The sequence below is a fragment of the Xanthobacter pseudotagetidis genome (assembly GCF_043194795.2).
Lineage (GTDB): Bacteria > Pseudomonadota > Alphaproteobacteria > Rhizobiales > Xanthobacteraceae > Xanthobacter > Xanthobacter tagetidis_A.
This window is the reverse complement of record NZ_CM195534.1, coordinates 4,364,237-4,387,474: the sequence shown is the minus strand read 5'-3', so window position 1 is coordinate 4,387,474 and position 23,238 is coordinate 4,364,237. Positions and strand designations below refer to the sequence as shown.

Genomic DNA, 23,238 nt, shown 5'->3' with positions numbered 1-23,238 from the left:
AGTCGTAGCGAAACCGCGACGCGCCGCCGCAGTGCGCATGCGCCACGCGGCCTCACGTACCTTTGACCTGTATCAAGGTGAAAATGGGGCCGCCGCGCATGGTGCGGCCAGGGTTCCAGCGGCCGAGATTCCATTGCTGCGGAGCGAGGGGTTCTGCAATGTCAACCATACAAGATCCGATCCAGGCCCCGGCCAAGTCGATGACGTTCGGAGAGATCGTGGCGCTGGTGGGCTTCTCCGCCTTCGCCTTTCTCTCGATCATCATCGCGGCCAAGGCGTACACGCCTGAGTACGCCTTCCACGCCTATTTGTTCGCGGCGGCGAGCATCGCCAGCGTGTTCGCCATCGGCAACCGCTACATGAACCGCCCGGCCGGACCGGTGCCGCAGTTCATCGACGGCAAGCCGAACTACAATTTCGACGTGGTGAAGGTGGGGACCATCTTCGCCGTGGTGTGGGGCATCGCCGGCTTCCTGGTGGGCGTGATCGCCGCGCTCCAGCTCGCCTTCCCCATGTTCAACTTCGACCTGCCCTGGATTTCCTTCGGGCGGCTGCGGCCGCTGCACACCTCGGCGGTGATCTTCGCCTTCGGCGGCAACGTCCTGATCGCCACCTCCTTCTATGTGGTGCAGCGCACCTCGCGCGCCCGGCTCGCCGGCGACCTCGCGCCCTGGTTCGTGGTGCTGGGCTACAACTTCTTCATCGTCATCGCCGGCACCGGCTATCTGCTCGGCATCACCCAGAGCAAGGAATACGCCGAGCCCGAGTGGTATTCGGACCTGTTCCTGACGGTGATATGGGTCACCTACTTCCTGGTGTTCCTGATCACGGTGCTGAAGCGGACCGAGCCGCACATCTACGTGGCGAACTGGTTCTACTTCGCCTTCATCATCACCATCGCGGTCCTGCACCTCGGCAACAACGCGACGATCCCGATCTCGCTGTTCTCGTCGAAGTCCTACATCCTGTGGTCGGGCGTGCAGGACGCCATGTTCCAGTGGTGGTATGGCCATAACGCGGTTGGCTTCTTCCTGACCGCCGGCTTCCTCGCCTTGATGTACTACTTCATCCCGAAGCGGGCGGACCGGCCGGTCTATTCCTACCGGCTGTCCATCGTCCACTTCTGGGCGCTGATCTTCATCTACATCTGGGCCGGCCCGCACCACCTGCACTACACGGCGCTGCCGGACTGGGCGCAGACGCTGGGCATGACCTTCTCGGTGATCCTGTGGATGCCCTCCTGGGGCGGCATGATCAACGGCCTGATGACGCTTTCGGGCGCCTGGGACAAGCTGCGCACCGACCCGGTCATCCGCATGATGGTGGTGGCGGTCGCCTTCTACGGCATGTCGACCTTCGAGGGTCCGATGATGTCGGTGAAGGCGGTGAACTCGCTCAGCCACTACACCGAGTGGACCATCGGCCACGTGCATTCCGGCGCGCTCGGCTGGGTCGCCTACATCTCGTTCGGCGCCATCTACTGCCTGGTGCCCTGGCTCTGGCACAAGAGGGAGATGTACTCCGTGAAGGCGATCTCCTGGCACTTCTGGGTCTCCACCCTCGGCATCGTGCTCTACATCTCGTCCATGTGGGTGGCGGGCATCCTCCAGGGCCTGATGTGGCGCGCCTACACCAAGCTCGGGTTCCTGGAGTACTCGTTCATCGAGACGGTGGAGGCCATGCACCCGCTCTACGTGATCCGGGCGGCGGGCGGCATCCTGTTCCTCGCCGGCGCCCTCATCATGGCGTGGAACGTCTGGAAGACCATCACCATGCCCGAAGCCGCCGCCGAGCCCAAGCTCGCGCTGGCGCCGGCGGAATGACGGAGGCAGACATGGCGTCCCAAGGAACCTCCACCGGCACCTCGATCTGGTCCAAGCACCAGATCTTCGAGAAGCACTCCTACTGGCTGATGCTGGGCATCCTGGTGATGATCTCCATCGGCGGCCTGGTGGAGATCGCCCCGCTCTTCTACCTGAAGAGCACCATCGAGAAGGTGGAGGGCATGCGGCCCTACACCCCGCTGGAGCTCGCCGGGCGCAACATCTATGTGCGGGAGGGCTGCTACAACTGCCACTCGCAGATGATCCGCCCGCTGCGCGACGAGGTGGAGCGCTACGGCCACTACTCGCTGGCGGCCGAGAGCATGTACGACCGCCCGTTCCAGTGGGGCTCCAAGCGCACGGGACCGGACCTCGCCCGCGTCGGCGGCAAGTATTCGGACCTGTGGCACCTGGAGCACCTGAACAATCCGCGCGCGGTGGTGCCGGCCTCGATCATGCCGTCCTACCCCTGGCTGGCGCAGACCCGCCTGAACGCCAAGCACATCGCGGAAGACATGCGGGTGCAGCAGATTCTCGGCGTGCCCTACACGGACGAGATGATCGAGAAGGCGCAGCAGGACCTGAAGACCCAGGCCACCGGCGACGCCGAGGACGCGGACGGCCTGGAGAAGCGCTACCCCAAGGCGCAGGTGCGGGACTTCGACGCCAATCCTGGCACCCTCACGGAGGCGGACGCGCTGATCGCCTACCTGCAGATGCTGGGCACGCTCGTGGACTTCAAGCTCTACGACAACAAGGCCAACGTGAGGTGAGCCATGAGCGATACCTATAACGCCCTCGCCGCCTTCGCCCAGACCTGGGGCCTCGTCCTGTTCGTCGCCGCCTTCGCGGCGGTGGTGGCCTACGTCTTCTGGCCGTCGAAGAAGCGCAAGAAAGACTTCGACGACGCCGCCCAAATTCCTCTCAAGGAGGATTGATCCGGTGAGCACGACACACGATCACCATGGTTCCGTGGACCCGGCCACGGGCGTCTCCACCACCGGGCACGAGTGGGATGGCATCTCGGAGCTGAACAACCCGCTGCCGCGCTGGTGGCTGTGGGTGTGGTACGCCACCATCGTCTGGGCGGTGGGCTACTGGCTGCTGTTCCCCGCCTGGCCGCTGATCTCCGGCGCGACCCCCGGCCTTCTGGGCTGGAACTCGCGTTCCTCGGTGCAGATCCAGATCGCCGACCTCAACGCGCTGCGCGCGGAGAGCGCGGCCCAGCTCGCCAACGCCTCGCTGGAGCAGATCGAGCAGACGCCGGCGCTTCTGAACCTTGCCCGGGCGCAGGGGCGCGTCGCTTTCGCCGACAATTGCGCGCCCTGCCACGGCGCAGGCGGCGGCGGCGCCACCGGCTATCCCAACCTCAATGACGACGACTGGCTGTGGGGCGGGTCGCTGCCCCAGATCCAGCAGACCATCGAGCACGGCATCCGCTCCGCCGATCCCGACGCGCACCAGGGCAACATGCCCGCCTTCGGCAAGGACGGCATCCTCCAGAGGCCGGAAATCTCGGCGGTGGCGGACTATGTGCGGGTGCTCGCCGGCCTCCAGAAGCCGGGCGCCGACGAGGCCAAGGGCAAGGAGGTCTTCGCCGCCAACTGCGCCGCCTGCCACGGCGACGACGGCAAGGGCAACCAGGAGCTGGGCGCGCCGAACCTCACCGACGGCATCTGGCTCTATGGCTCCGACAAGGCGACCATCGAGCAGGGCATCGTCAACGGTCGCGGCAACGTGATGCCGGCGTGGCACGCGCGTCTCGATCCCACCACCATCAAGGCGCTCACCGTCTACGTCCACTCGCTGGGCGGCGGACGCTGAGCGCCGGTGCCGGCCGGGCCGCAGGGCCCGGGCGGCATTCGGGGGGGGCGCGGCTGGAGCATGCCGCACGCGGCGCTTTCGCCAGGGGCGAAAACGGATGTCAAAAGGTCGCGCGACCAATCGTGGCGCGACGAGATGGCGGCCTGACCGGGACAACATTCTGGTTCATGAATGTTGGAAGAGCCTCAAGGTCTCGGGGTCGTTTCCGGTCGGGTTCCGCCGGTGTCCGCAAGGACATCGGCGAGGCTTTTGGAGCGGTCGTCCCAGGGGGCACGGAGGGCGGCCCGGCCGCGCATGACGGCCAGGATGCGGATCGTGACTGTCCGCAGGTCCACCATGGCACCGCTCCGGCCGATGCGCGGCGGGAGCCAAATTCGGCGATCGACGAAATGACGGCCCTGTCAACCAAGCCCACCCAGAAGAGCGCGACCGAGGTCGCGGTGCTCAAGCAGCCCGCGTCGGACGTGGACGACATTCCGCTCTACGAGGCACGCAAGCAGATCTATCCCCAGAGCGTCCATGGGCGGTTCCGCACCATCAAGTGGATCGTGCTCATCGTCACGCTCGGCATCTACTACTTCCTGCCGTTCGTGCGTTGGGACCGCGGGCCCGACGCGCCCAGCCAGGCGGTGCTGATCGACTTCCCCAACCGGCGCTTCTACTTCTTCTTCCTGGAGATCTGGCCGCAGGAGTTCTACTACGTCGCCGGCCTGCTGATCCTCGCCGCCCTGATCCTGTTCCTGATGAACGCGGTCGCCGGGCGCGTGTGGTGCGGCTACATGTGCCCGCAGACGGTGTGGACCGACCTGTTCATGGCGGTGGAGCGCCTGATCGAGGGCGACCGGCGCGAGCGCATCCGCTCGGACGCGGCGCCGTGGACGCTCGACAAGTTCGCCCACAAGACGCTCAAGCACTCGGTCTGGCTGCTGATCGCATGGTGGACCGGCGGCGCCTGGGTGCTCTACTTCGCCGATGCGCCGACCCTGGTGGTGGAGCTCGCCACCTTCCAGGCGCCGGCGATCGCCTACATGTCCATCGGCGTGCTCACCTTCACCACCTACGCGCTCGCCGGCCACATGCGCGAGCAGGTGTGCACCTACATGTGCCCGTGGCCGCGCATCCAGGCGGCGCTGACGGACGAATACGCGCTCAACGTCACCTACCTCTACGACCGCGGCGAGCCGCGCGCCTCGGTGAAGAAGGCGGCGGTGGCGCGCGCCCACGGCGACAAGGCCGGCGACTGCATCGACTGCGACCAGTGCGTCGCCGTGTGCCCGACCGGGGTCGACATCCGCAACGGGCTGCAGCTCGCCTGCATCCAGTGCGGCCTGTGCATCGACGCCTGCAACAACGTGATGGCGAAGGTCGGCCGCCCCGGCAACCTCATCACCTATGAGAGCGAGGCGAACCTGGAGGCGCGCATCGCCGGCAAGCCGTTCGTCCAGCGCATCATCCGGGCCCGCACGCTGCTCTACGTGGCGCTCATCGTGCTCGCCTGCGGCCTGATGCTGACGGCGCTGGTCGGTCGCTCCACCGAGGGCGTCGCGGCGATCCACGACCGCAACCCGCTGTTCGTGCGCCTGTCCGACGGCGCGATCCGCAACGCCTACACGGTGCGCCTCACCAACAAGCAGCTCGCCGAGCGCACGTTCGCGCTCTCGGTGGAGGGCCTGCCGGGCGCGACGCTGGAGGTGATCGGCGACGAGGCCGACCAGCTCGTGGTGGGCCCCGACCAGACGCGCGAGCTGCGCGTGCTGGTGACCACCCGCGACAAGCTGCCGCCCGGCGCCTCGCTGCCCATCACGTTCGTGCTGAGCGACAAGCACGCGGCCCTGGGCGCCAAGGTCGCAGATCACTTCATCGGGCCTTGAGGAGGGCTTATGAGGAAGCAGGCCATGACGGCAGACCTGGGGCGCGGCCGGCGCCCCCGCGAGATCACCGGCCGCACAGTGCTGTTCGCGCTCCTCGCCTTCTTCGCCGTCGTGATCGGCGTCAACGTGGTGATGGCGCGCCTCGCGGTCTCCACCTTCGCCGGGGTCGAGACCGAAAGCTCCTACAAGGCCGGCCTCGCCTTCAAGGGCGAGGTGGCGGCGGCGGAGCGGCAGGAGGCGCGGCACTGGACCGTGGACGTGGGCCTCAATTCGGCGGGCGAGGACCGCACGGTGCTGGTGCGCGCCACCGATGCCGCCGGCCGGCCGCTCACCGGCCTCGTTGCCGACGGGCGCTTCGCCCATCCCACCGACGGGCGGCGCGACGTGGAGCTCGACCTCGAGCCGCTGGGCGAGGGGCGCTACCGCGCCAAGGCGGAGGCAGGACCGGGCCAGTGGGATCTGGTGATTGATTTCTCGCAAGGCGGCGAGCGGGCCTTCCGGTCCAAGAATCGGGTGCAGCTTCCGTAAGCCCCCGAGGGCGAGCCGGCCCCGAGCCGTGATCCCGAGGGAGCGTCGAGACTGTCGGACGGCACGTCCAGTCACCGGCCGTCCGGGCCTTGGAGTACGATAGGACGGCCGGTTCGTCGCGCCGGCGCGCTATCGTACTCCATCTCTATTTCCCGGCGGCGGGTGCGCATGCAACGCTTCCACCGGGCCGGCCGCCGCAGGCGCGGGCCGCACGTGCAGGAAGGATGCCCGCAGTGGGTATGTCCCAGGCCGCCGACTACTCGATGTTCGTCGCCAAGGGGGAGGACGGCCTTCCCCAGATGAGCCTCGCCGTCGACGGCATCGACTGCGCCGCCTGCATCGGCGACATCGAGAACGGCGTCAGGGCGCTGCCCGGCGTGGTGCGCGCCCGCCTCAACTACTCCACCCATCGCCTCACCGTCGCCTTCGAGGAGGGCGCATCGCCCGCCGAGGTGGTGGGGCGCCTGGAGGCGCTCGGCTATCGCGCCCACCCGTTCGCCGGCCGCGCCGAGGAGAGCGAGGCGCGGCACGCGCAATGGCTGCTGCGCTGCCTCGGGGTGGCGGGCTTCGCGGCCATGAACATCATGCTGCTGTCGGTCTCGGTGTGGTCCGGCAACGTCACCGACATCACCCCCGAGACGCGCGACTTCTTCCACTGGATCTCGGCGCTCATCGCCCTGCCGGCGGCGGCCTATGCCGGCCAGCCCTTCTTCCAGAGCGCCATGCGGGCGCTGCGCACGCGCTCGCTGAACATGGACGTGCCGATCTCCATCGGCGTCATCCTCGCCCTCGGCATGAGCGTGGTGGAGACCGCGCTGAGCCAGGAGCACGCTTATTTCGACAGCGCCATCATGCTGCTGTTCTTCCTGCTGGCGGGCCGCTACCTCGACCACGAGGCGCGCCGGCGCACGCGGGCGGTGGCGGGCAACGTCGCCGCGCTGCGCGGCGAGATGGCCCAGCGCCTGGACGCGGACGGCAGCCCGGTCCGGGTGCCGGTCCAGGCGCTGAAGCCGGGCGACCTCATCCTGGTCGCCGCCGGCGAGCGGGTGGGCGCGGACGGCACCGTGGTGTCCGGCACGTCCGCGGTCGACGAGGCGCTGGTGACGGGCGAGACCCTGCCGCGGGCGCTGAAGGCGGGCGACCAGGTCTATGCCGGCAGCCTGAACGGCGCCGGCGCCGTCACCGTGCGCGTCACCGCCGGCGGCGAGAACACGCTGGTGGACGACGTGCAGCGCCTGCTCGACGGCGCGCTCGCCGCCAAGAACCGCTATGTGCGCCTCGCCGACCGGGTGTCGCGCCTCTACGCGCCCGTGGTGCACCTCACCGCGCTCCTGTCCGCCATCGGCTGGCTCGCCTTCGGCGCCGGGCTGCACCAGGCGGTGATGATCGCCGTCGCGGTGCTCATCATCACCTGCCCCTGCGCGCTGGCGCTGGCGGTTCCGGCGGTCCAGGTGACCGCCACCGGACGCCTGTTCCGCGCCGGGCTGCTGGTGAATGCCGGCGACATGCTGGAGCGCCTCGCCGGGGTCGACACCGTGGTGTTCGACAAGACCGGCACGCTGACCCTGCCCGACCCCGCCTTGCGCCTTCCGGCCGGCGCGGACCCCGCGCTTCTCGGCCTCGCCGGCCGGCTCGCGAGCGCGAGCCGCCATCCGCTCGCCCGCGTGGTGGCGGCGCATGCGGACGGCCCGCCGCTCGCCGACGTGCGCGAGGACAGCGGGGAGGGCGTGCGCGCCATGGCGGACGGCGTCGAGGCGCGTCTCGGCAGCCTCGCCTTCTGCGGCGCCCAGGCGCCCGCCGACCTGCCTGCCACCTGCTCGCTCATCGCCGTCCGCCACGGGGCGCGCACCCTGGTCATGGGCGTCGACCAGGAGCTTCGGCCCGACGCCAAGCCGGTGGTCGACGCGCTCAAGGCGCGCGGCCTCGATGTCATGATCTTCTCCGGCGACCGGCCGGCGGCGGTGGCGCCGGTGGCCTGCGCGCTCGGCATCGCCCGCTTCGAGGCCGGCATGAAGCCGGCCGACAAGATCGCCGCGCTCGACCGGCTCAAGGCCGCGGGCCGCAGCGTGCTGATGGTGGGCGACGGGTTCAACGACGCCCCCGCGCTCGCCGCCGCCGCCGTCTCCCTCTCGCCCGCCACCGGCGCGGCGGTGACGCAGGCGCATGCGGATGCCGTGTTCCTCGGCCGGCGCCTGCTGCCGGTGCTGACGGCGGTGGACGGGGCGCGCGTGGCGGCACGGCTGATGCGCCAGAACCTCGCGCTCGCCGTTCTCTACAATGTGATCGCGGTGCCGCTGGCCATCGCCGGGCTGGTGACGCCGCTCGTGGCCGCGCTCGCCATGTCCGGCTCCTCCATCCTCGTCACGCTGAACGCCTTGCGTGCGGCGCGGCCAGGCCGCAAGGATGAGGCCACCGACGCCACGGCCCTCGAGGAGGTGCCCGCATGAACGTGCTCGTCTATCTCGTTCCGCTCGCGCTGATGCTCGGCCTCGGCGGCCTCGCCGCCTTCCTGTGGAGCCTGAGGAGCGGCCAGTACGAAGACCTCGACGGGGCCGCGGTGCGGGTCCTGTCCGACGACGATCTGCCAAAATGAGACCGGCCGCAGGCGCCGCCCAGCCGCGCGCGGGCATGCTGGTCTGCGTCTGCGACCCGCAGCTTGACGCGCCCGCCAACGACAATGCCCGCGGACCGGCGGGCATCCTGCCGCTGGCGCTCGGCTTCGCCTTCGCGGTGCTGGCGCAGACGGTGGCCTCCGCGGCGCTGCCGCTGGCGGGCGCGCAGCTCGCCCCGCGCGCGGGGCTTGCGACGGTGCCGTTCGCCGCCATGCTGCTGGGCGCCGCGCTCGCCTCCTTTCCGGCATCGTTCCTGCGCGACGCCTTCGGCCGGCGCACCGGCTTCGCGCTCGGCGCCTCGCTGGGCATCGCCGGCGGCGTGCTGCTCGCCGTCGCGCTGGTGCAGCGCCAGTTCGCCTGGGCCTGCCTCGGCGCGCTGTGGCTGGGCATGGCGCAGGGCTTCTCCTTCTTCTACCGGCACGAGGCCGCCGCCGCCTCGGGCCGCCCGGCCGCCGCCACCGCCGGCGTGCTGGCCGGCGGGCTGCTGGCCGCGGTGGCCGGGCCGACGCTGGCGACGGTCGCGGAAGACCTGGTCGCCCCCTTCTTTCTGGTGGGCGCGGCGGTGCTCGCGGCGCTCGCCCACACCGCCTCGCTGGGCGTCGCGGTGCGCCTCGCGCCCGATCCGCTGCCGGTGTTCCGCGCCAAGGAATGCGTGCCGCTCTCGGCCATCGTCGTGCCGACCGCGCTCGGCGCCCTCGCCTGGTTCGGCATGAACGCGGTGATGTCCGGCGCGCCGCTCGGGCTCGTGGGCTGCGGCATCGGCGAGGCGGCGGTGTTCGGCTTCATCGCCCTGCACGTGGCGGCCATGTACGCGCCCGCCGTGCCGCTGGCGCTCGCCGGCGACCGGGTGCCGCCCTACGTCCTCGCCGGGCTCGGCGTGGCGCTGGTGGCGCTCGCGGTGCCGCTCAACCTGATGCGCACGCCGGAAGCGATCACGGCGGCCCTGGTGATGGTGGGCGCCGGCTGGTCGGTGGCGACCGTGGGCGCGACCTCCGCCATCTACGCGGCCGGGCCGCCGGGCCGTCTTGCCTTGGCGCTGCACGACGGCGGCCTGTTCCTCGCCGCCATCCTCGGCGCCCTCGCCGGCGGCCTCCTGGCCTGACGCCGGGGGCGGCTTGCGGTGTGGCGCCCGTCGCTATCGTGGCATCGGCTCCGGTCTGCGACCGGCGTCAGGTGGGCTTGCTCAAGCGCCGGGCGGGCTTGACCAAGGTCCCGTGAGTCGAACTCGCAGGCCCTTGGTATAAGCTGGCCCCGATCCGAAGGGCGCTCCGCCGCCCGCCCCAGCGAGGCGCCCGATGCCCCATCCCTTCTCCCTGTCCGGGCAGACCGCCCTCGTCACCGGCTCGGCCGCCGGGCTCGGCTTCGAGATCGCGGCGGCGCTGGCGCAGGCCGGCGCCCACGTGCTGGTCAACGGGCGCGACGCGGACCGCCTTTCGGCCGCCGTCACAGCCATCATGCGCAAGGGCGGCCATGCGGAGCCGTTCCTGCTCGACGTGTTCGACGCCGAAGCGGTGACGGCGCGCATGGTGGGGGCGCCGCCGATCCACATCCTGGTCAACAATGCCGGCGCGCGCGACCGCCGCGGCTTCCTCGACATGGAGACGGCGGACTTCCGGGCCCTGATCGAGCTCGACCTGATCGCTCCCGCGCACCTGACCCGCGCGGTGGCGCGCGCCATGGCGCAGCGCGGCGAGGGCGGGCGCATCATCAACATCACCTCCATCGCCGGGCCGCTCTCGCGCGCCGGTGACGCCGCCTACACCACCGCCAAGGGCGGCCTGGAGGCGCTCACCCGGGCGCTGGCGGCGGACCTCGGTCCGCACGCCATCACCGTGAACGCCATCGCGCCGGGCTATTTCCTCACCGAGCCCAATGCGGAGCTGGCGCGCGACCAGGCGGTGGGCGAATGGCTCTCGCGGCGCACCTCGCTCGGGCGCTGGGGGCGGCCTGACGAGATCGCCGGGGCGGCGGTGTTCCTCGCCTCGCCCGCGGCCTCCTACGTCACCGGCCACGTCCTGGCGGTGGACGGCGGCTACCTCGCCCACTTCTGAGGCGCTCGCCCGGCCGTCGACCCCGCGGCTCAGCGCATCCAGAAGCGCGGCAGCACCAGCACCAGCACGGTGAGGATCTCGAGCCGTCCCAGCATCATGGTGAGGGTGAGCAGCCAGATGGCCGGGTCGGGCAGGCCGCCGAAGTTGGAGGACGGCCCCACCACGGGGCCGAGCCCCGGCCCCACATTGGCGAGGCAGGCGATGGAGGCCGAGAAGGCGGTGACGATGTCGAGCCCCATGAGGTTGAGGCCGATGCCCGCCACCAGGAAGGTGAAGATGTAGAGGAACACGAAGCCCAGCACCGAGGACACCACGTCGTCCGACACCGGCGCTCCGCCATAGCGCACCGGGAACACGCCGTTGCGGAACGCGACGCGCTTCAGGTGCTGGCGGATGGCCTTGCCGGTGATGGCGATGCGCAGCGCCTTGAGCCCGCCCGAGGTGGAGCCGGTGCAGCCGCCGAGGAACATCACCACGAAGAAGATCGCGTCCGAGAGCGGGCCCCAATTGGTGTAGTCCACCGCCATGAGGCCGGTGGTGGTCATGAGCGAGACTACGGTGAACAGGGCCCCGCGCAGCGCGGTCTCGCCGGAGGCGATGCCCTGGAACACCTGCTGGACGAACGACAGCGCGGTGAAGAACACGATCAGGCCGAGGAACACCCGGACCTCGGAATGGGTGATGAAGCGCCGCGCGTCGCCTGAGAGCGCCCGCACATAGAGCGGGAAGGGCAGGGCGCCGACGATCATGAAGACGATGGCCACATAGTCCACCGCCGGGTTCTTGAACACGCTGAGCGAATAGTCGGAATTGGCGAAGCCGCCGGTGGAGAGCGTCGACATGGCGAGCGTCACCGCGTCGAACAGGTCGAGCCCGGCGATCGCGTAGGCGATCGCGCACAGGAGCGTGAGCAGCAGGTAGGCGGTGAGCAGCCCCTTGGCCACCGCGCCGGCGCGCGGCAGGAACTTCTCCGACTTGTCGGAGGATTCCATGCGGAACAGCTGCATGCCGCCGATGGACAGCACCGGCAGGACGGCGATGGCGATGGCGATGATGCCGACGCCGCCGAACCAGTGCAGCAGCGCCCGCCACAGCAGGATGCCCGGCGCCTGGGCATCGAGGCCCGACATGGTGCTGGCGCCGGTGGTGGTGAGGCCGCTCATGGCCTCGAACATCGCCTTCGTGAAGGTGAGCTGCGAGGGGCCCCACATGAGCGGCAGCGCCGCGAACAGCGTCAGCACGATCCAGACGCTGGTGGTGAGCAGGAACGCCTGGCGCAAATCGAGCTTCTGCACCTTGCGCTCGCGTCCCGACATCCACAGAAGGACGCCGACGAAGATGGTGACGGCCGACGCGCCGATGAAGGCATTCTGGCCGCCCGAGCGGGTCGCGAAGTCCACCAGCGCCGGCAGCAGCATGCTGCCGCCGAGGATGGAGAGCAGGATGCCCAGCGTCGCCGCCACCGGGCGCAGGTTCAGCGTCGAGAGCGCCTGCGCCTCGACGGAGGGAATGCGGGCGGACTGCATCGGGCCCCGCTCCTGGATGGTCAGTTGAGCACCCGCCGCATGTCCGGCACGTCGAGCGAGAACGCCGGCACCTCCACCGAGAACGCCTCGCCGCCCTCGGTGACCATGTCGTAGCGCCCGCTCATGATGCCGGTGGCGGTGGTGAGCGGCACGCCGCTGGTATATTCGAACCGTCCGCCGGGTGGCAGCACCGGCTGCTCGCCCACCACGCCCGGCCCGTGCACCTCCTCGGTGCGGCCGTTGGCGTCGGTGATGGTCCAGTGGCGCGCCTTCAGCTGGACCGTCTCGGTGCCGAGATTGGTGACCTCGATGGTGTAGGCCCAGAAATAGCGCCCCTGGTCCGGCTCCGAGCGCTCGGCCACGTAGCGCGGCGTCGCTGTCACCTGGATCTGGCGCGTGGTCGCCCGGTACATCCCCGCCTCATCCCCCTGGCACGCGGGCATCCGCCCCGCCTGGCGACAGTGGACCGGCGGCCGCCCGGGCGCAATACGCCCGGGCGGCGTCTCAGAGCGCGGCGATGGCGGCCTTCAGGTCGTCGATCAGGTCGTCGGCATGCTCCAGCCCCACCGAGAGCCGAAGCAGGCCGTCCGAGATGCCCATCTCGGCCCGCGCCTCGGGAGTGAATCGCTGGTGGGTGGTGGTGGCGGGATGGGTGATGAGGCTCTTGGCGTCGCCCAGATTGTTGGAGATGCGGATCAGCCTGAGCGCGTTGGCGAAGCGGAACGCCCCCTCCTTGCCGCCCTCCACCACGAAGGTCACCAGCGTGCCGCCGCCGGACATCTGCCTGCGGGCGAGCGCGGCCTGCGGATGGTCGTCGCGGCCGGGATAGATCACCTTGGCGATCTTCGCCTCGCCCGCCAGCGCGTCGGCGATCCTGCCGGCGCTCGCCTGCATGCGCTCGACCCGCAGCGCCAGGGTCTCCAGGCCCTTCAGCATCACCCAGGCGTTGAACGGCGAGATCGAGGGGCCGGTCTGGCGCAGGAAGGTCTGCAGGTGCTCGGTCATGAACTGCTGCGAGGACAGGATGATGCCGCCGAGGCAGCGGCCCTGGCCGTCCACGTGCTTGGTGGTGGAATAGACGACGATGTCGGCGCCGAGCTTGAACGGGTGCTGGAGCAGCGGGGTGGCGAACACGTTGTCCACCACGAGGCGCGCGCCCGCCGCGTGGGCGATCCCGGCCACCGCTTCGATGTCGATGATGTCCAGCGTCGGGTTGGTGGGGCTCTCCAGGAACAGCACCTTGGTGTTGGGCCTGACCCCGGCGCGCCAGGCGTCGAGGTCGCAGCCGTCCACCAGCGTGGTCTCGACACCGTAGCGCGGCAGGAAGTCCTCCAGGATCCAGCGGCAGGAGCCGAACAGCGCCCGGGCGGCGAGCACGTGGTCGCCGGCGGAGAGCTGGCACAGCAGCGCGGCATTGACCGCCGCCATGCCGGAGGCGGTGGCGCGCGCGGCTTCCGCCCCTTCGAGCAGCGCCATGCGCTCCTCGAACATGGCGGTGGTGGGATTGGAATAGCGCGAATAGACGAAGCCGGGGTCCTCGCCCTTGAAGCGCGCCTCGCACGCCTCGGCCGTGTCGTAGACGAAGCCCTGGGTGAGGTAGAGCGCCTCGGAGGTCTCGCCGAACGGCGAGCGCGTGGTCCCCGCGTGCACGAGGCGGGTCTCCGGATGGAGGCTCGCCGGGTCCTTGGGGACGAAGCTGGACGAGGGTTTGGACGCCACCGACATGTCTGCCTCCACGGCAGGCCGGGAGCGTAGACGGGGCGGAAGGCTTGCGCGCGACCTCAAAGTCGCGGCAGATGCCGTGCGCCGCACCGCTCGTCCCCGGCCTTTTAGCTCAAAGTTGTTTAACGTGGCTGCAAGCCGGCCGGCCCAAATTCACCACGAACGGGACCGAGATAAGGTGGGGGCGGCCTTGGCGTCAAGGGATTTGTTCGTTAGATCGAACGAATGAGACCGGGAAAACGGATAAGGGGGCGACCGTGGCCGAGCTTTCCAAGCCAGGGATCCTTCCCGCCGAGGCGATCTCGGCGCTGGTGACTCAAGGCGCCATCGCGACCAAGCGGCCGCTGGACGCCGATCAGATCCAGCCGGCGAGCCTCGACCTGCGGCTGGGCCGAACCGCATGGCGCATCCGCGCGAGCTTCCTGCCGGGCGCCGGGCGCACGGTGAAGGAACGCTTGTCGGAACTCGCTCTGCACGAGCTGGACCTCGGCTCCGGCGCGGTTCTGGAGACCGGCTGCGTCTATCTCGTCAAGCTGTCCGAGCAGCTGAAGCTGCCGTTCGATCTCGCGGCGGCCGCGAACCCCAAGAGCTCCACCGGGCGGCTCGACGTGTTCGTGCGCGTCATCACCGACGGGGCGCGGGCGTTCGACACCATTCCGGCGGGCTATTCCGGCCCGCTCTACCTGGAGATTTCGCCGCGCACCTTCCCGATCCTGGTGCGCACCGGCTCGCGCTTGTCGCAGGTGCGGTTCCGCCGCGGCGTCGCCCGCCTGTCCGACCTGGAGCTGCTCAACCTCCAGGAAAGCGAGCGGCTGGTGGACGCGGCGTCGCCGGACGTGGCCGCGGGGGGCATCGCGCTCGGGGTCGACCTCGCGGGCGAGGCGCTGTCCGGCTTCCAGGGCTTCCGCGCCAAGCGCCATACCGGCGTCGTCGACGTGGACAAAGCCGGGCTGCTGGACGTGGAGGATTTCTGGGAGCCGATCCGCGTGCGCCGCGACGGCGGCACGCCGAGCCTGGTGCTCGATCCCGACGCCTTCTACATCCTCGCCTCGCGCGAGGCGGTGCACGTGCCGGCGGACTATGCCGCCGAGATGGTGCCGTTCGACCCGCTGGTGGGCGAGTTCCGGGTGCATTATGCCGGCTTCTTCGACCCCGGCTTCGGCAGCGCGGTCGCCGGCGGCGTCGGCGCGCGGGCGGTGCTGGAGGTGCGCTCGCGCGAGGTGCCGTTCATCCTGGAGCACGGCCAGACCGTGGGGCGGCTCGTCTATGAGCGCATGGCGGGGCGGCCGAAGCGGCTCTACGGCGTCGATCTCAAGTCCCACTATCAGGGCCAGGGGCTCAAGCTCTCCAAGCACTTCAAGCCGTTCGCCGGGCCCGACGACGGGGCATGAGCCGCCCGGCGCGGGCGCCGGGCGGCAAGGCGCGTTCCCCGTGTGGCGGAGAACGGCAGGTCCGGCCGGATGACCCCCGCGGATCCGGCCGGCGCGTGCCCGGAGCTTTTGCTCAGAGCTTCTCGAGACAGGCGACGGCCGCCTCGGCGGCGGGGCGCGCGTTGCCCATGGACAGGGCGCCGGCCGTGACGAGGCCGCGCACCTTCTCGGTGACGAAGCCGCGCTTGTCGGCGGCGGCGGCGAAGCCCGAGGCGGTCGCCTGGTAGACGGCGCTGGCCTGCGCGTCGAGGCCGGCGGCGCACGCGTCGGCGGCCGCCTTGTCGGCGAGGGCCGGGGTGCCGGCCATGCCGAGCGTCGCGAGGGCGAGCAGTGTCAGGGGGAGCTTGGTCTTCACTCTCTCGTCTCCTTCGGTTGAACGGTGTCTCAGCGCACGCCGACGCGGTTCACGGGGCCGCCGAGATTGGCCGGGGCGACTCCCGGTCCCGGCGCGACGCCAACGCCGGGCGCGCCGACGCCGGGCACACAGCCCACCGGATATCCCGGCCGAGCGCAATAGACCGCCGCGCGGGCGGCGGGCGCCGCCGGACGCGCCACGCAGCCCTTGGGCACGCCGACCGTCTTGCAATAGACCACCGCGTTGGCGGGCTGCGGCGCCGCGCCGAGGAACAGGGCGGCGGCCGCGCCGGCCAGCGCGAGATGCGCGATCTTGATCATGGCTTCTTCCTCCTTGGGCGCCGATGGGCGCCGAGGCCCGCACGCCCCTCGGCATGCCGTGAGGGCGGGCCGGGGGCCGGATACCGACATTGCACGCAGGACGAATCGGGGCAGACCCATCCAGCCGCTGCACTATGGGGCGCCCCCCGGTGGGGCCAATGGCGAACATTTGCTGCATCTGCCGCAGGGCCATTCCGGCCGCCGCCCGGTCGGTAGCGCGGGCGGGCCGGATGGCGCGTTCTCCTTGCTCGGCGCGCGAAGGGAGATTCTCGGAGCAAACGGATTCAATTTGCCCCGATCGCGCTCTAGAATGATCCGACAGGAACGGCGCTTGCCGCCATGCAAGACGGACCGCGCGGCATGCCCCAGCCGACCGGGGCCATGCTCGCCCCCTCCACCGACGCAGCCGAAGGATGGCCGGACTGGCTCGCGGACGGAGCGGGGCCGGGGGCTTGCGCAGCGGTGAAGGCCCATCCGGGTTTCGCGGCCGCCATGCGGGCGTCCGCGCGGGGCACGGTGGAATCCTACGACAACCACCCCCTGCTCAACCGCGTGCTCAGCGACCGGGGGCGGCTGATGTTCAGCTTCCTCGCCCTCTATCTCGATGCCTTGCCGGAGGGCGGCGGCATCACGGCGGCGCGCATGACCGCCTTGTGCCAGGAGACGCGGCTGTGCAGCCACGGGCGGGCCAAGGCCCTGCTCGCCCTCATGCGCTGGAGCGGCTATCTCGCGCCCGCCGAGGGCACGGGCGACCGGCGCGAGCGCCCGCTGGCGCCCACCGAGCGCATGTGGGGCTCGTTCCGCGAGCGCTGGCGCGGTCACTTCATGGCCATGCGCTCGCTTGGCGGCGTGGGCGGCGATGCGGCGGCGGCGCTGGACGGGCTCGGCTTCTGCCGCGCGCTGGCGCTGGCCTTCGGCGAGGCGTTCCGCCACGGCTTCCGCATGCTGGAGCATGCCCCGGCCCTCATCCCCTTCGCCGACCGCGACGGCGGCGTGGTGATCCTGTTCGCCCTGCTGGTGGCGGCGGACCAGGACCGGCCGCCGCCCACGGTGGCGGAGCTCGCGCGCCGCTTCCACCTCTCGCGCACCCATGTGCTGCAGGTGATCCGCGACGCCATGGAGGCGGGCCTGGTGGCGCGCGAGGCGGGCCCGCCGGGCGAGCATCCGGGCTACGGCCTTTCGCCGGCGGGACGCGCCGCGGCGGCGGACTTCTTCGCCGCCTCGTTCGCGCTGCTGGACTGCACGGCGCGGCGGGCCTTCGCGCCCTGCGGGCAGGCGCCGGAGGACGCGCCCACGGTCGCCCGCAAGATCTGAGCGCGGCCGGCAGGCCGCCCGTCGGGCCGTGGCGCGTTTCTCAGGGTCTCGCGGCCTGAGGGGCGCCTCCGCCGACGGCCAGCGCCCGCGCCCGGTTCCAGGGCGCCTGGTCGGAGAGCGCGATGCGCAGCTCGGCGAGCGGGCGCAGCACCGCGTCCGAATAGGCGAGATAGTCGGCCACCAGCGGCAGCGCCTGCTTCACCTGGGGATCGTCGGCGAGCGCGAGCACCATGGAAACCGCCGCTTCCACCGCCGGGGCGGCGGCCGCGTCCTGGTCGGCGCTGGCCTCGCCCAGCGCCAAGGCGAGGGCGTTGAGGGTGCGGGAGCGCGCGGTCTCGGCGAGCGAGACCACCTCCGCCTGCGGCGCCGCGAGGGCCAGGCGCTGGGTCACGTCCTCCAGCAGCGCGAGATAGGTCATCAGCACGTCGAGGGTGGAGGCGATGTTGACCACGTCGCCCGCGGAATGGCCGAACACCTGCTCGGCGCCGAGCTGCGGCACGCGCAGGTCGAGCTGGCGCACCTCGCGCGCCAGCGGCGCCATGCTGACGCGCTGGCCCTGGGCCCGCGGCCACCAGCTGGCGAAGCTGTCGCGGCAGCGCTTCAGCAGCGCGCGCACCTCCGGACGGAACTGGTCGGTGAGATAGACCGGCAGCACGGCGTAGGAGACGACGAGCGCGATGCCGGCGCCGATCACGGTTTCGTAGATGCGCGCGATCATGCCCTGCGGCCCGAGCCCGGCGATCAGATGCAGCCCGAGGATCACCGCGAAGCCGGTGGCGGCGGAGGCGACGTCGTAGCGGTCCTTCTGGGTGACGATGCCGATCATCTGGGCGAACACGCACAGCGCCGCCAGCAGCCAGACATGGGCGTCGAGCACCAGGAACAGGCCCATGCCCAGCGCCACGCCGATCAGCGTGCCCACGGTGCGGTAGCGCACGCGCATATAGGTCTCGCCGACGCTGTTCCCGAGCACGAACATCACCGTCATGGTGGCCCAGTAGGCGTGCTCCAGGTGGAAGGCGAGGTCGAGCGCGGTGGTGATGGTGGTGGCGACCAGGCCCTGGCATGCCACCTTGAGCGGGGCCGAGAACACGCGACGGCCGTCCCGGCCGGGGACGAGCAGGGGAACCGGCGCCGGCGGGGGCGGCAGGTCCTCGTCCGGGTGCGGCGGCGGGAACGGCGCGGTCTCCTGCGCGGCGATGCCCGTGACCACCAAGGAGAGGCGCTCGAAGGCCGTCACCGCGCGCATCAGCGCGAAGCGCGCGACCGGTTCGAGGCGGGGATCGAAGGCCGCCGCCCTGAGCTCCTCGATGGCGCGCTCGAACCGCTCCTCCGCCTTGTCGTCGATGCGGTCGAGCACTTCCAGGCGGCGGGCGATGTGGTCCGCGGCGTTGGCGAACGGGCCCCGCCAGTCGGGCGTGTTGCGTCCGGAGGCGGGGATGCAGCTCGCCAGCAGCAGCACCGCGACGCGAAGCCGGTAGATCTTGGCCCTGAGCTGCTCGAAATCCAGGCGCGCGCCGGGGTCCTCGGCGGAGGCGTTGGCGAGCGCGTTCCACACCCGCGCCCGCGCGGCGCCCACCTCGGGCCCGAGATCGGCGGGGAAGGGTCGGCCCGCCCGCACCGCCTCCGACATCTCGCGCAGATAGGCGGCGAGCATCTCCTCCACCTGGTGGGCGGAGTTCACGAACGCCTTCACCGCCGAGGGCCGCCAGGGGGAGAGCCGCAGGGCCACCATCACCGCCGCCCCCTGGCAGAAGGCGAGCAGGAAATAGAGCGCGTCGGCCCGTGTCGGCGCGAGGATGGTGCCCACCGTCGCCACCACGATCAGCGACAGGCCGAGCCGCTGCCCGTCCATGCCCGAGCGGCGCAGCACCAGAGCGAGGAAGGAGAGCGGCACCAGCAGCAGCTTCTGCACCATCTCGTTGGCGGGCCCTTCCCCCGGGCCGACCGCGATCAGCGTCAGGAGGAATGCCATGGCGAGCGCGAAGATGCGCCCCATGGTGCGCGCCTCGGTGCGCCGGCTGGCGGCCGGGGTGAAGGTGACGAGCACCAGCGCGCCGGCGCCCGCCATCAGCGGAAACGACACGTCGAGCCCGAGGTCGAAGGCGCGCGAGGTGGACACGCCGAGGGTGATGACGATGACGAAGGCGACCGCGAGCTGGAGCGCGCGGGTGGTGTCGATGCCGCCGGGATCGTGGATCGAGAGCCATCGCGCGACCCGGCTGGCGTAGGGGCCGCCGACGGGGGCCTCGCTGGTGCCGGGGGCGGGGGCGGTGGGATCGCTCATGGAGTGCGCGCTCGGGCTCGGGCCGGACGGCGCACCAAGTCATGCTTCGCGCGAGGTGTCCAGAGGCTGGGCCCGTGGGACCGCCGGCCGCTCGCTTGTTGCAGGCGCGGATTGGCTCTAGAAGGAAGCCGCCGGTTCGCGCATCCGGTGCCGCGCCAGGCGGTCGAGACCCCGCCCATCGGATGGTTCATGCCCGAGACGCTTTGCCCGTTCCAGAACATCGCCTTCGTGGCGAGCGCGACGCCGGAGGCGGAGACCGCGCGGCTGACGCTGTCGGAGCGATATGGCGCCGCGGGCGAGGACGAGGCGGACGTGATCGTCGCCCTTGGCGGCGACGGCCTCATGCTCCAGACGCTTCACCGCTTCCGCGACCGCGACATCCCCATCTACGGCATGAACCGCGGCACGGTCGGATTCCTCCTGAACACCTACCGTGAGGACGGGCTGAAGGATCGCCTCGCCAGGGCGGAGCGGGTGCGCATCCATCCCCTCATCATGGAGGCGGTGGACGCGGCCGGGGTGCGCCACCGCGCGCCGGCCTTCAACGAGGTGTCCCTGCTGCGCCAGACCTTCCAGGCGGCGAAGCTGCGCATCTCCATCGACGGCCGGGTGCGGCTCGACGAGCTGATCTGCGACGGCATCATCGTCGCCACGCCGGCGGGCTCCACCGCCTACAACCTGTCCGCCCACGGCCCCATTCTCCCGCTCGGCACGCCGCTCCTGGCGCTCACCCCGATCTCGCCGTTCCGGCCGCGGCGCTGGCGCGGCGCGCTGGTGCCCGACCACGCCCGCATCGACATCGCCGTGCTGGAGGCGGAGAAGCGCAGCGTGAGCGCGGTGGCGGACCACCAGGAGGTGCGCGACATCATCGCCGTTTCCGCGCGCCTCGATCGCACGTCGTCCGTGGATATGCTGTTCGACCCCGATCACGGGCTCGACGAGCGCATCCTGCGCGAGCAATTCGTGTATTAGCGGCAGCACCGGCTCGACATGGTCTTCTCGTCCGTCACCTTCCTCTATTATTTCCTGCCGGCCTTCCTGCTGTGCTACTTCCTCGCGCGCGGCACGCGGACACGCAACTTTGTCCTGCTGGTCTTCTCGCTGGTCTTCTACGCCTGGGGCGGGCTCGCGAACGTCGCCGTTCTCGCGGTCTCGATCGTCGCCAACTACCTGCTGGCGCTGATGATCGACGCGCGCTCGGAGCGCTGGCGCCTGAAGGCGCTGGGGCTCGCGGTGGCGGTCAATCTCGCCGGCCTCATCGTCTTCAAATATGCCGGCTTCCTGGCGCAGAACCTCAACCTGCTGCTCGCGCCCGCCGGAATCGCCTTGCCGGTGGTGCACCTGGAGCTGCCGCTCGGCATCTCCTTCTTCACCTTCCACGCCATCTCCTACCTGGTCGATGTCTACCGCCGCCGGGTGAGCGCCAACGCGCGCTTCGAGGAGATCGCGGTCTACATCACCATGTTCCCGCAGCTGGTGGCGGGCCCGATCGTGCGCTACTCCACCATCAACCGGCGCATCGCCGCGCGGCGCACCACGCTCGGCCGCGTCTCGGCGGGCCTGCGCATCTTCGTCATCGGCCTCAGCTGGAAGGTGCTGATCGCCGACGAGGTGGCGCCGGTGGTCGCGGCCGTGTTCGATTCCCAGGCCGGGGCGGCGCCGAACCTGTTCGAGGCGTGGATCGGCCTGCTGGCCTATGCGCTGCAAATCTATTTCGACTTCGGCGGCTATTCCAACATGGCCATCGGGCTCGCGCTCGCCATGGGGCTGAAGTTCCCGCGCAACTTCAACCTGCCTTACGGGTCGCGCTCCATCACCGACTTCTGGCGCCGCTGGCACATGAGCCTGTCGAGCTGGTTCCGGGACTATCTCTACATCCCGCTCGGCGGCAACCGGCGCGGCCACCTGCGCACCGCCGTGAACCTGTGGACCGTCTTCCTTCTGTGCGGCCTGTGGCACGGGGCGAGCTGGAACTTCGTGATCTGGGGCATCCATCACGGCACCTTCCTGGTGCTGGAGCGCACCCGCTTCGGTGCCGTTCTCGCCCGGGCGCCGCGCGTCGTCTCCCATGCTTATGTGCTGCTGGTGATGCTCACCGGCTGGGTGTGGTTCCGCGCCGACGATCTGCCGCGCGCCGGCGGCATGTTCGCCGGCCTCGTCGGGCTGAACGGGGTGGGCGCCATATCGGCCGGCATCGTCACCACGCTGCAGCTGAGCACCATCGTCGTCATGATCCTGGGCTGGCCGCTCGCCATGTTCGGCTGGCCGCGGCCGGGCGGGCGGCGCCTGCCGGAGCGGACGCGGCTCGCGCTCTACGGCGCCGCCGACACGGCGATGATGGCGGTGCTGTTCTTGCTGTGCGTCATCTCGGTCGGGGCGGCGGCCTACAGCCCCTTTCTCTATTTCCGGTTCTAGGGGAGGTCCGTGCCATGCCGCTGCTGATGGCCTTCCGCCGCTACTGGGCGATCGTCTTCTTCGCGGTGCTGACGCTGCCGACCATCGGCCTGCTGACGCCCGACCTTCCGGCGCCCATGCGCACCGTCATCGCGCCCGAGGCGCGTTGGTGGACCAAGGCGACCGAGCGCCTCGATCCCTACATCAACAACGTCTTCGGCTTCCGCGGCGCGGTGCTGTCGGCCCACAACACCTATGAGAAGTGGATCGGCGGCAGCGGCAGCGCGCGGGTGATCAGCGGCGAAGGCGGCGCGCTGTTCCTCGGCGAGAACCAGGCGCTGGAGCAGTCCATCGGCCAGCTCGTGCGGCCGCAGAAAGTGGAGATGGCGGTGGATCTCGGCGCGCGGCTCGATGCCGAGATGCGCCGGCTCGGCGGGCGCTTCGTCTTCATCATCCCGCCCAACGGCCACACCGCGAACTTCGACCTGCTGCCGGCCTATGCCCGCCACCACAAGCGCACGCCCACCGAATACGACCTCGTCGCCGAGGGGCTGAAGACGCGCGGCGTGCCGTTTGTCGACCTGCGGCCCCTGATCGAGGCCGGCAAGGCCGGCGGGCCGGTCTATTACATCCTCGATACCCACTGGAACCAGCGCGGCGCGCTGATCGCCTTCAACGCCGCCATGGCTGCCGTCGGCCGGCCCGATCTGGAGATCGCCGCGAAGGACGCCATCGGCGCGCCCCGTCCCCGCCTCCAGGGCGATCTCCTGCGCATGAAGGGCGAGACCCGGTCCGACACGCCGGATGTCCTTTATCCTCCGAAGGCGCCCTATGCCGGCGCTACCGACGGCCTCAAGCCGCTCGCCGGCATGGTGAAGGAGAACTCCGCGCGCGACACCGGCGAGAGCGCCACCGGCCGCGACCCGTTCGTCTCCCACGGCTTCGAGACCGGCCATGACGGCCCGCGGATCATGGTGATCGGCGACAGCTTCACCCAGCATTTCTGGGACGGCTACCTCGCCGCCCGCGCCTCCGCCTTCCTGTGGATGCACCACCGGCTCTGCCGCTTCGACTGGGAGGCGATCCAGCGCTTCAAGCCGGACATCCTGGTCTATGCGCCTACCGAGCGCTTCCTGCCGTGCGCCGGCCAGCCGGGCGCGAAGTAGCGCGCCTCCGGCGGC

Annotated in this window: 21 protein-coding genes and 1 riboswitch; of the genes, 15 read left to right on the top strand and 6 right to left on the bottom strand. The window is 70.7% G+C overall.

All coding sequences use genetic code 11. The features are described from left to right. Positions 1–158: 158 nt before the first annotated feature. The 10 genes from ccoN to V5F67_RS19995 all read left to right on the top strand — a co-directional run bounded on the left by ccoN (position 159) and on the right by V5F67_RS19995 (position 10,709). Positions 159–1,823 carry a cytochrome-c oxidase, cbb3-type subunit I gene (gene ccoN / locus V5F67_RS20040; RefSeq protein ID WP_394020330.1) on the top strand — a complete coding sequence of 555 codons (1,665 nt, stop codon included), beginning with the start codon at positions 159–161 and terminating at the stop codon, positions 1,821–1,823. Positions 1,824–1,834: 11 nt separating this feature from the next. Then, positions 1,835–2,596 carry a cytochrome-c oxidase, cbb3-type subunit II gene (gene ccoO, locus V5F67_RS20035; RefSeq protein WP_394020328.1) on the top strand — a complete coding sequence of 254 codons (762 nt, stop codon included), beginning with the start codon at positions 1,835–1,837 and terminating at the stop codon, positions 2,594–2,596. 3 nt (positions 2,597–2,599) lie between these two features. After that, positions 2,600–2,761, top strand: coding sequence for a cbb3-type cytochrome c oxidase subunit 3 (locus V5F67_RS20030; protein ID WP_394020326.1), 162 nt, complete (start codon positions 2,600–2,602; stop codon positions 2,759–2,761). 4 nt (positions 2,762–2,765) lie between these two features. After that, entirely contained in the window at positions 2,766–3,647 is an 882-nt protein-coding gene (gene ccoP / locus V5F67_RS20025) for a cytochrome-c oxidase, cbb3-type subunit III (protein ID WP_394020324.1), read from the top strand. Between the two features lie 389 nt (positions 3,648–4,036). Continuing rightward, on the top strand, positions 4,037–5,518 hold the full coding sequence (gene ccoG / locus V5F67_RS20020; RefSeq protein WP_394020322.1) for a cytochrome c oxidase accessory protein CcoG: 1,482 nt from the start codon (positions 4,037–4,039) through the stop codon (positions 5,516–5,518). Between the two features lie 24 nt (positions 5,519–5,542). After that, on the top strand, positions 5,543–6,046 hold the full coding sequence (locus V5F67_RS20015) for a FixH family protein (RefSeq protein WP_394020320.1): 504 nt from the start codon (positions 5,543–5,545) through the stop codon (positions 6,044–6,046). A 239-nt stretch (positions 6,047–6,285) separates the two neighbouring features. Continuing rightward, the gene (locus tag V5F67_RS20010) at positions 6,286–8,493 is read left to right on the top strand and encodes a heavy metal translocating P-type ATPase (RefSeq protein ID WP_394020429.1); all 2,208 of its coding nucleotides are present in this window, start codon (positions 6,286–6,288) and stop codon (positions 8,491–8,493) included. Continuing rightward, on the top strand, positions 8,490–8,639 hold the full coding sequence (gene ccoS, locus V5F67_RS20005; RefSeq protein WP_394020318.1) for a cbb3-type cytochrome oxidase assembly protein CcoS: 150 nt from the start codon (positions 8,490–8,492) through the stop codon (positions 8,637–8,639). Before V5F67_RS20010 ends, ccoS begins: the two co-directional genes overlap by 4 nt. Then, on the top strand, positions 8,636–9,760 hold the full coding sequence (locus V5F67_RS20000; protein ID WP_394020316.1) for an MFS transporter: 1,125 nt from the start codon (positions 8,636–8,638) through the stop codon (positions 9,758–9,760). Before ccoS ends, V5F67_RS20000 begins: the two co-directional genes overlap by 4 nt. A gap of 193 nt (positions 9,761–9,953) precedes the next feature. Next, entirely contained in the window at positions 9,954–10,709 is a 756-nt protein-coding gene (locus V5F67_RS19995) for an SDR family oxidoreductase (RefSeq protein ID WP_394020314.1), read from the top strand. Between the two features lie 29 nt (positions 10,710–10,738). Here the strand turns inward: V5F67_RS19995 and V5F67_RS19990 are convergent, their stop codons facing one another. The 3 genes from V5F67_RS19990 to V5F67_RS19980 form a co-directional block, all read right to left on the bottom strand. Further along, on the bottom strand, positions 10,739–12,235 hold the full coding sequence (locus V5F67_RS19990) for a TrkH family potassium uptake protein (RefSeq protein WP_394020312.1): 1,497 nt from the start codon (positions 12,233–12,235) through the stop codon (positions 10,739–10,741). A gap of 20 nt (positions 12,236–12,255) precedes the next feature. Then, on the bottom strand, positions 12,256–12,648 hold the full coding sequence (gene apaG, locus V5F67_RS19985; protein ID WP_394020427.1) for a Co2+/Mg2+ efflux facilitator ApaG/CorD: 393 nt from the start codon (positions 12,646–12,648) through the stop codon (positions 12,256–12,258). A gap of 91 nt (positions 12,649–12,739) precedes the next feature. Then, positions 12,740–13,960 (bottom strand): O-succinylhomoserine sulfhydrylase, encoded by a 1,221-nt coding sequence (locus V5F67_RS19980; RefSeq protein ID WP_394020310.1) that lies wholly within the window; start codon positions 13,958–13,960, stop codon positions 12,740–12,742. A gap of 84 nt (positions 13,961–14,044) precedes the next feature. After that, positions 14,045–14,127: riboswitch (SAM riboswitch) on the bottom strand. An 87-nt stretch (positions 14,128–14,214) separates the two neighbouring features. Here V5F67_RS19980 and V5F67_RS19975 point away from each other — a divergent pair. Beyond that, positions 14,215–15,348: a 2'-deoxycytidine 5'-triphosphate deaminase gene (locus tag V5F67_RS19975; protein ID WP_394020309.1), complete on the top strand. Its 1,134-nt coding sequence runs from the start codon at positions 14,215–14,217 to the stop codon at positions 15,346–15,348. A 112-nt stretch (positions 15,349–15,460) separates the two neighbouring features. Here the strand turns inward: V5F67_RS19975 and V5F67_RS19970 are convergent, their stop codons facing one another. Both V5F67_RS19970 and V5F67_RS19965 read right to left on the bottom strand, forming a co-directional pair. Then, complete coding sequence (locus V5F67_RS19970; protein ID WP_394020307.1) at positions 15,461–15,742, bottom strand: hypothetical protein; 282 nt, start codon at positions 15,740–15,742, stop codon at positions 15,461–15,463. Positions 15,743–15,771: 29 nt separating this feature from the next. Beyond that, positions 15,772–16,062 carry a hypothetical protein gene (locus tag V5F67_RS19965; RefSeq protein ID WP_394020305.1) on the bottom strand — a complete coding sequence of 97 codons (291 nt, stop codon included), beginning with the start codon at positions 16,060–16,062 and terminating at the stop codon, positions 15,772–15,774. A gap of 360 nt (positions 16,063–16,422) precedes the next feature. Between V5F67_RS19965 and V5F67_RS19960 the strand changes: the two genes are divergently transcribed. Beyond that, a complete protein-coding gene (locus V5F67_RS19960) occupies positions 16,423–17,376 on the top strand; it encodes a MarR family transcriptional regulator (protein WP_394020303.1) in 954 nt (317 codons plus the stop codon). Positions 17,377–17,416: 40 nt separating this feature from the next. On the opposite strand, the gene V5F67_RS19955 is transcribed toward V5F67_RS19960, so the two are convergent. Beyond that, a complete protein-coding gene (locus tag V5F67_RS19955) occupies positions 17,417–19,663 on the bottom strand; it encodes an FUSC family protein (protein ID WP_394020301.1) in 2,247 nt (748 codons plus the stop codon). A 189-nt stretch (positions 19,664–19,852) separates the two neighbouring features. Between V5F67_RS19955 and V5F67_RS19950 the strand changes: the two genes are divergently transcribed. Genes V5F67_RS19950 through V5F67_RS19940 form a run of 3 tightly spaced genes read left to right on the top strand, consistent with a single transcriptional unit; the run spans position 19,853 to position 23,223 of the window. Beyond that, entirely contained in the window at positions 19,853–20,635 is a 783-nt protein-coding gene (locus V5F67_RS19950) for an NAD kinase (protein WP_394020299.1), read from the top strand. A gap of 18 nt (positions 20,636–20,653) precedes the next feature. After that, complete coding sequence (locus V5F67_RS19945; protein WP_394020297.1) at positions 20,654–22,078, top strand: MBOAT family O-acyltransferase; 1,425 nt, start codon at positions 20,654–20,656, stop codon at positions 22,076–22,078. A gap of 14 nt (positions 22,079–22,092) precedes the next feature. After that, positions 22,093–23,223, top strand: a complete 1,131-nt coding sequence (locus V5F67_RS19940) for an alginate O-acetyltransferase AlgX-related protein (protein WP_394020295.1) — start codon at positions 22,093–22,095, stop codon at positions 23,221–23,223. Positions 23,224–23,238 lie beyond the last annotated feature (15 nt).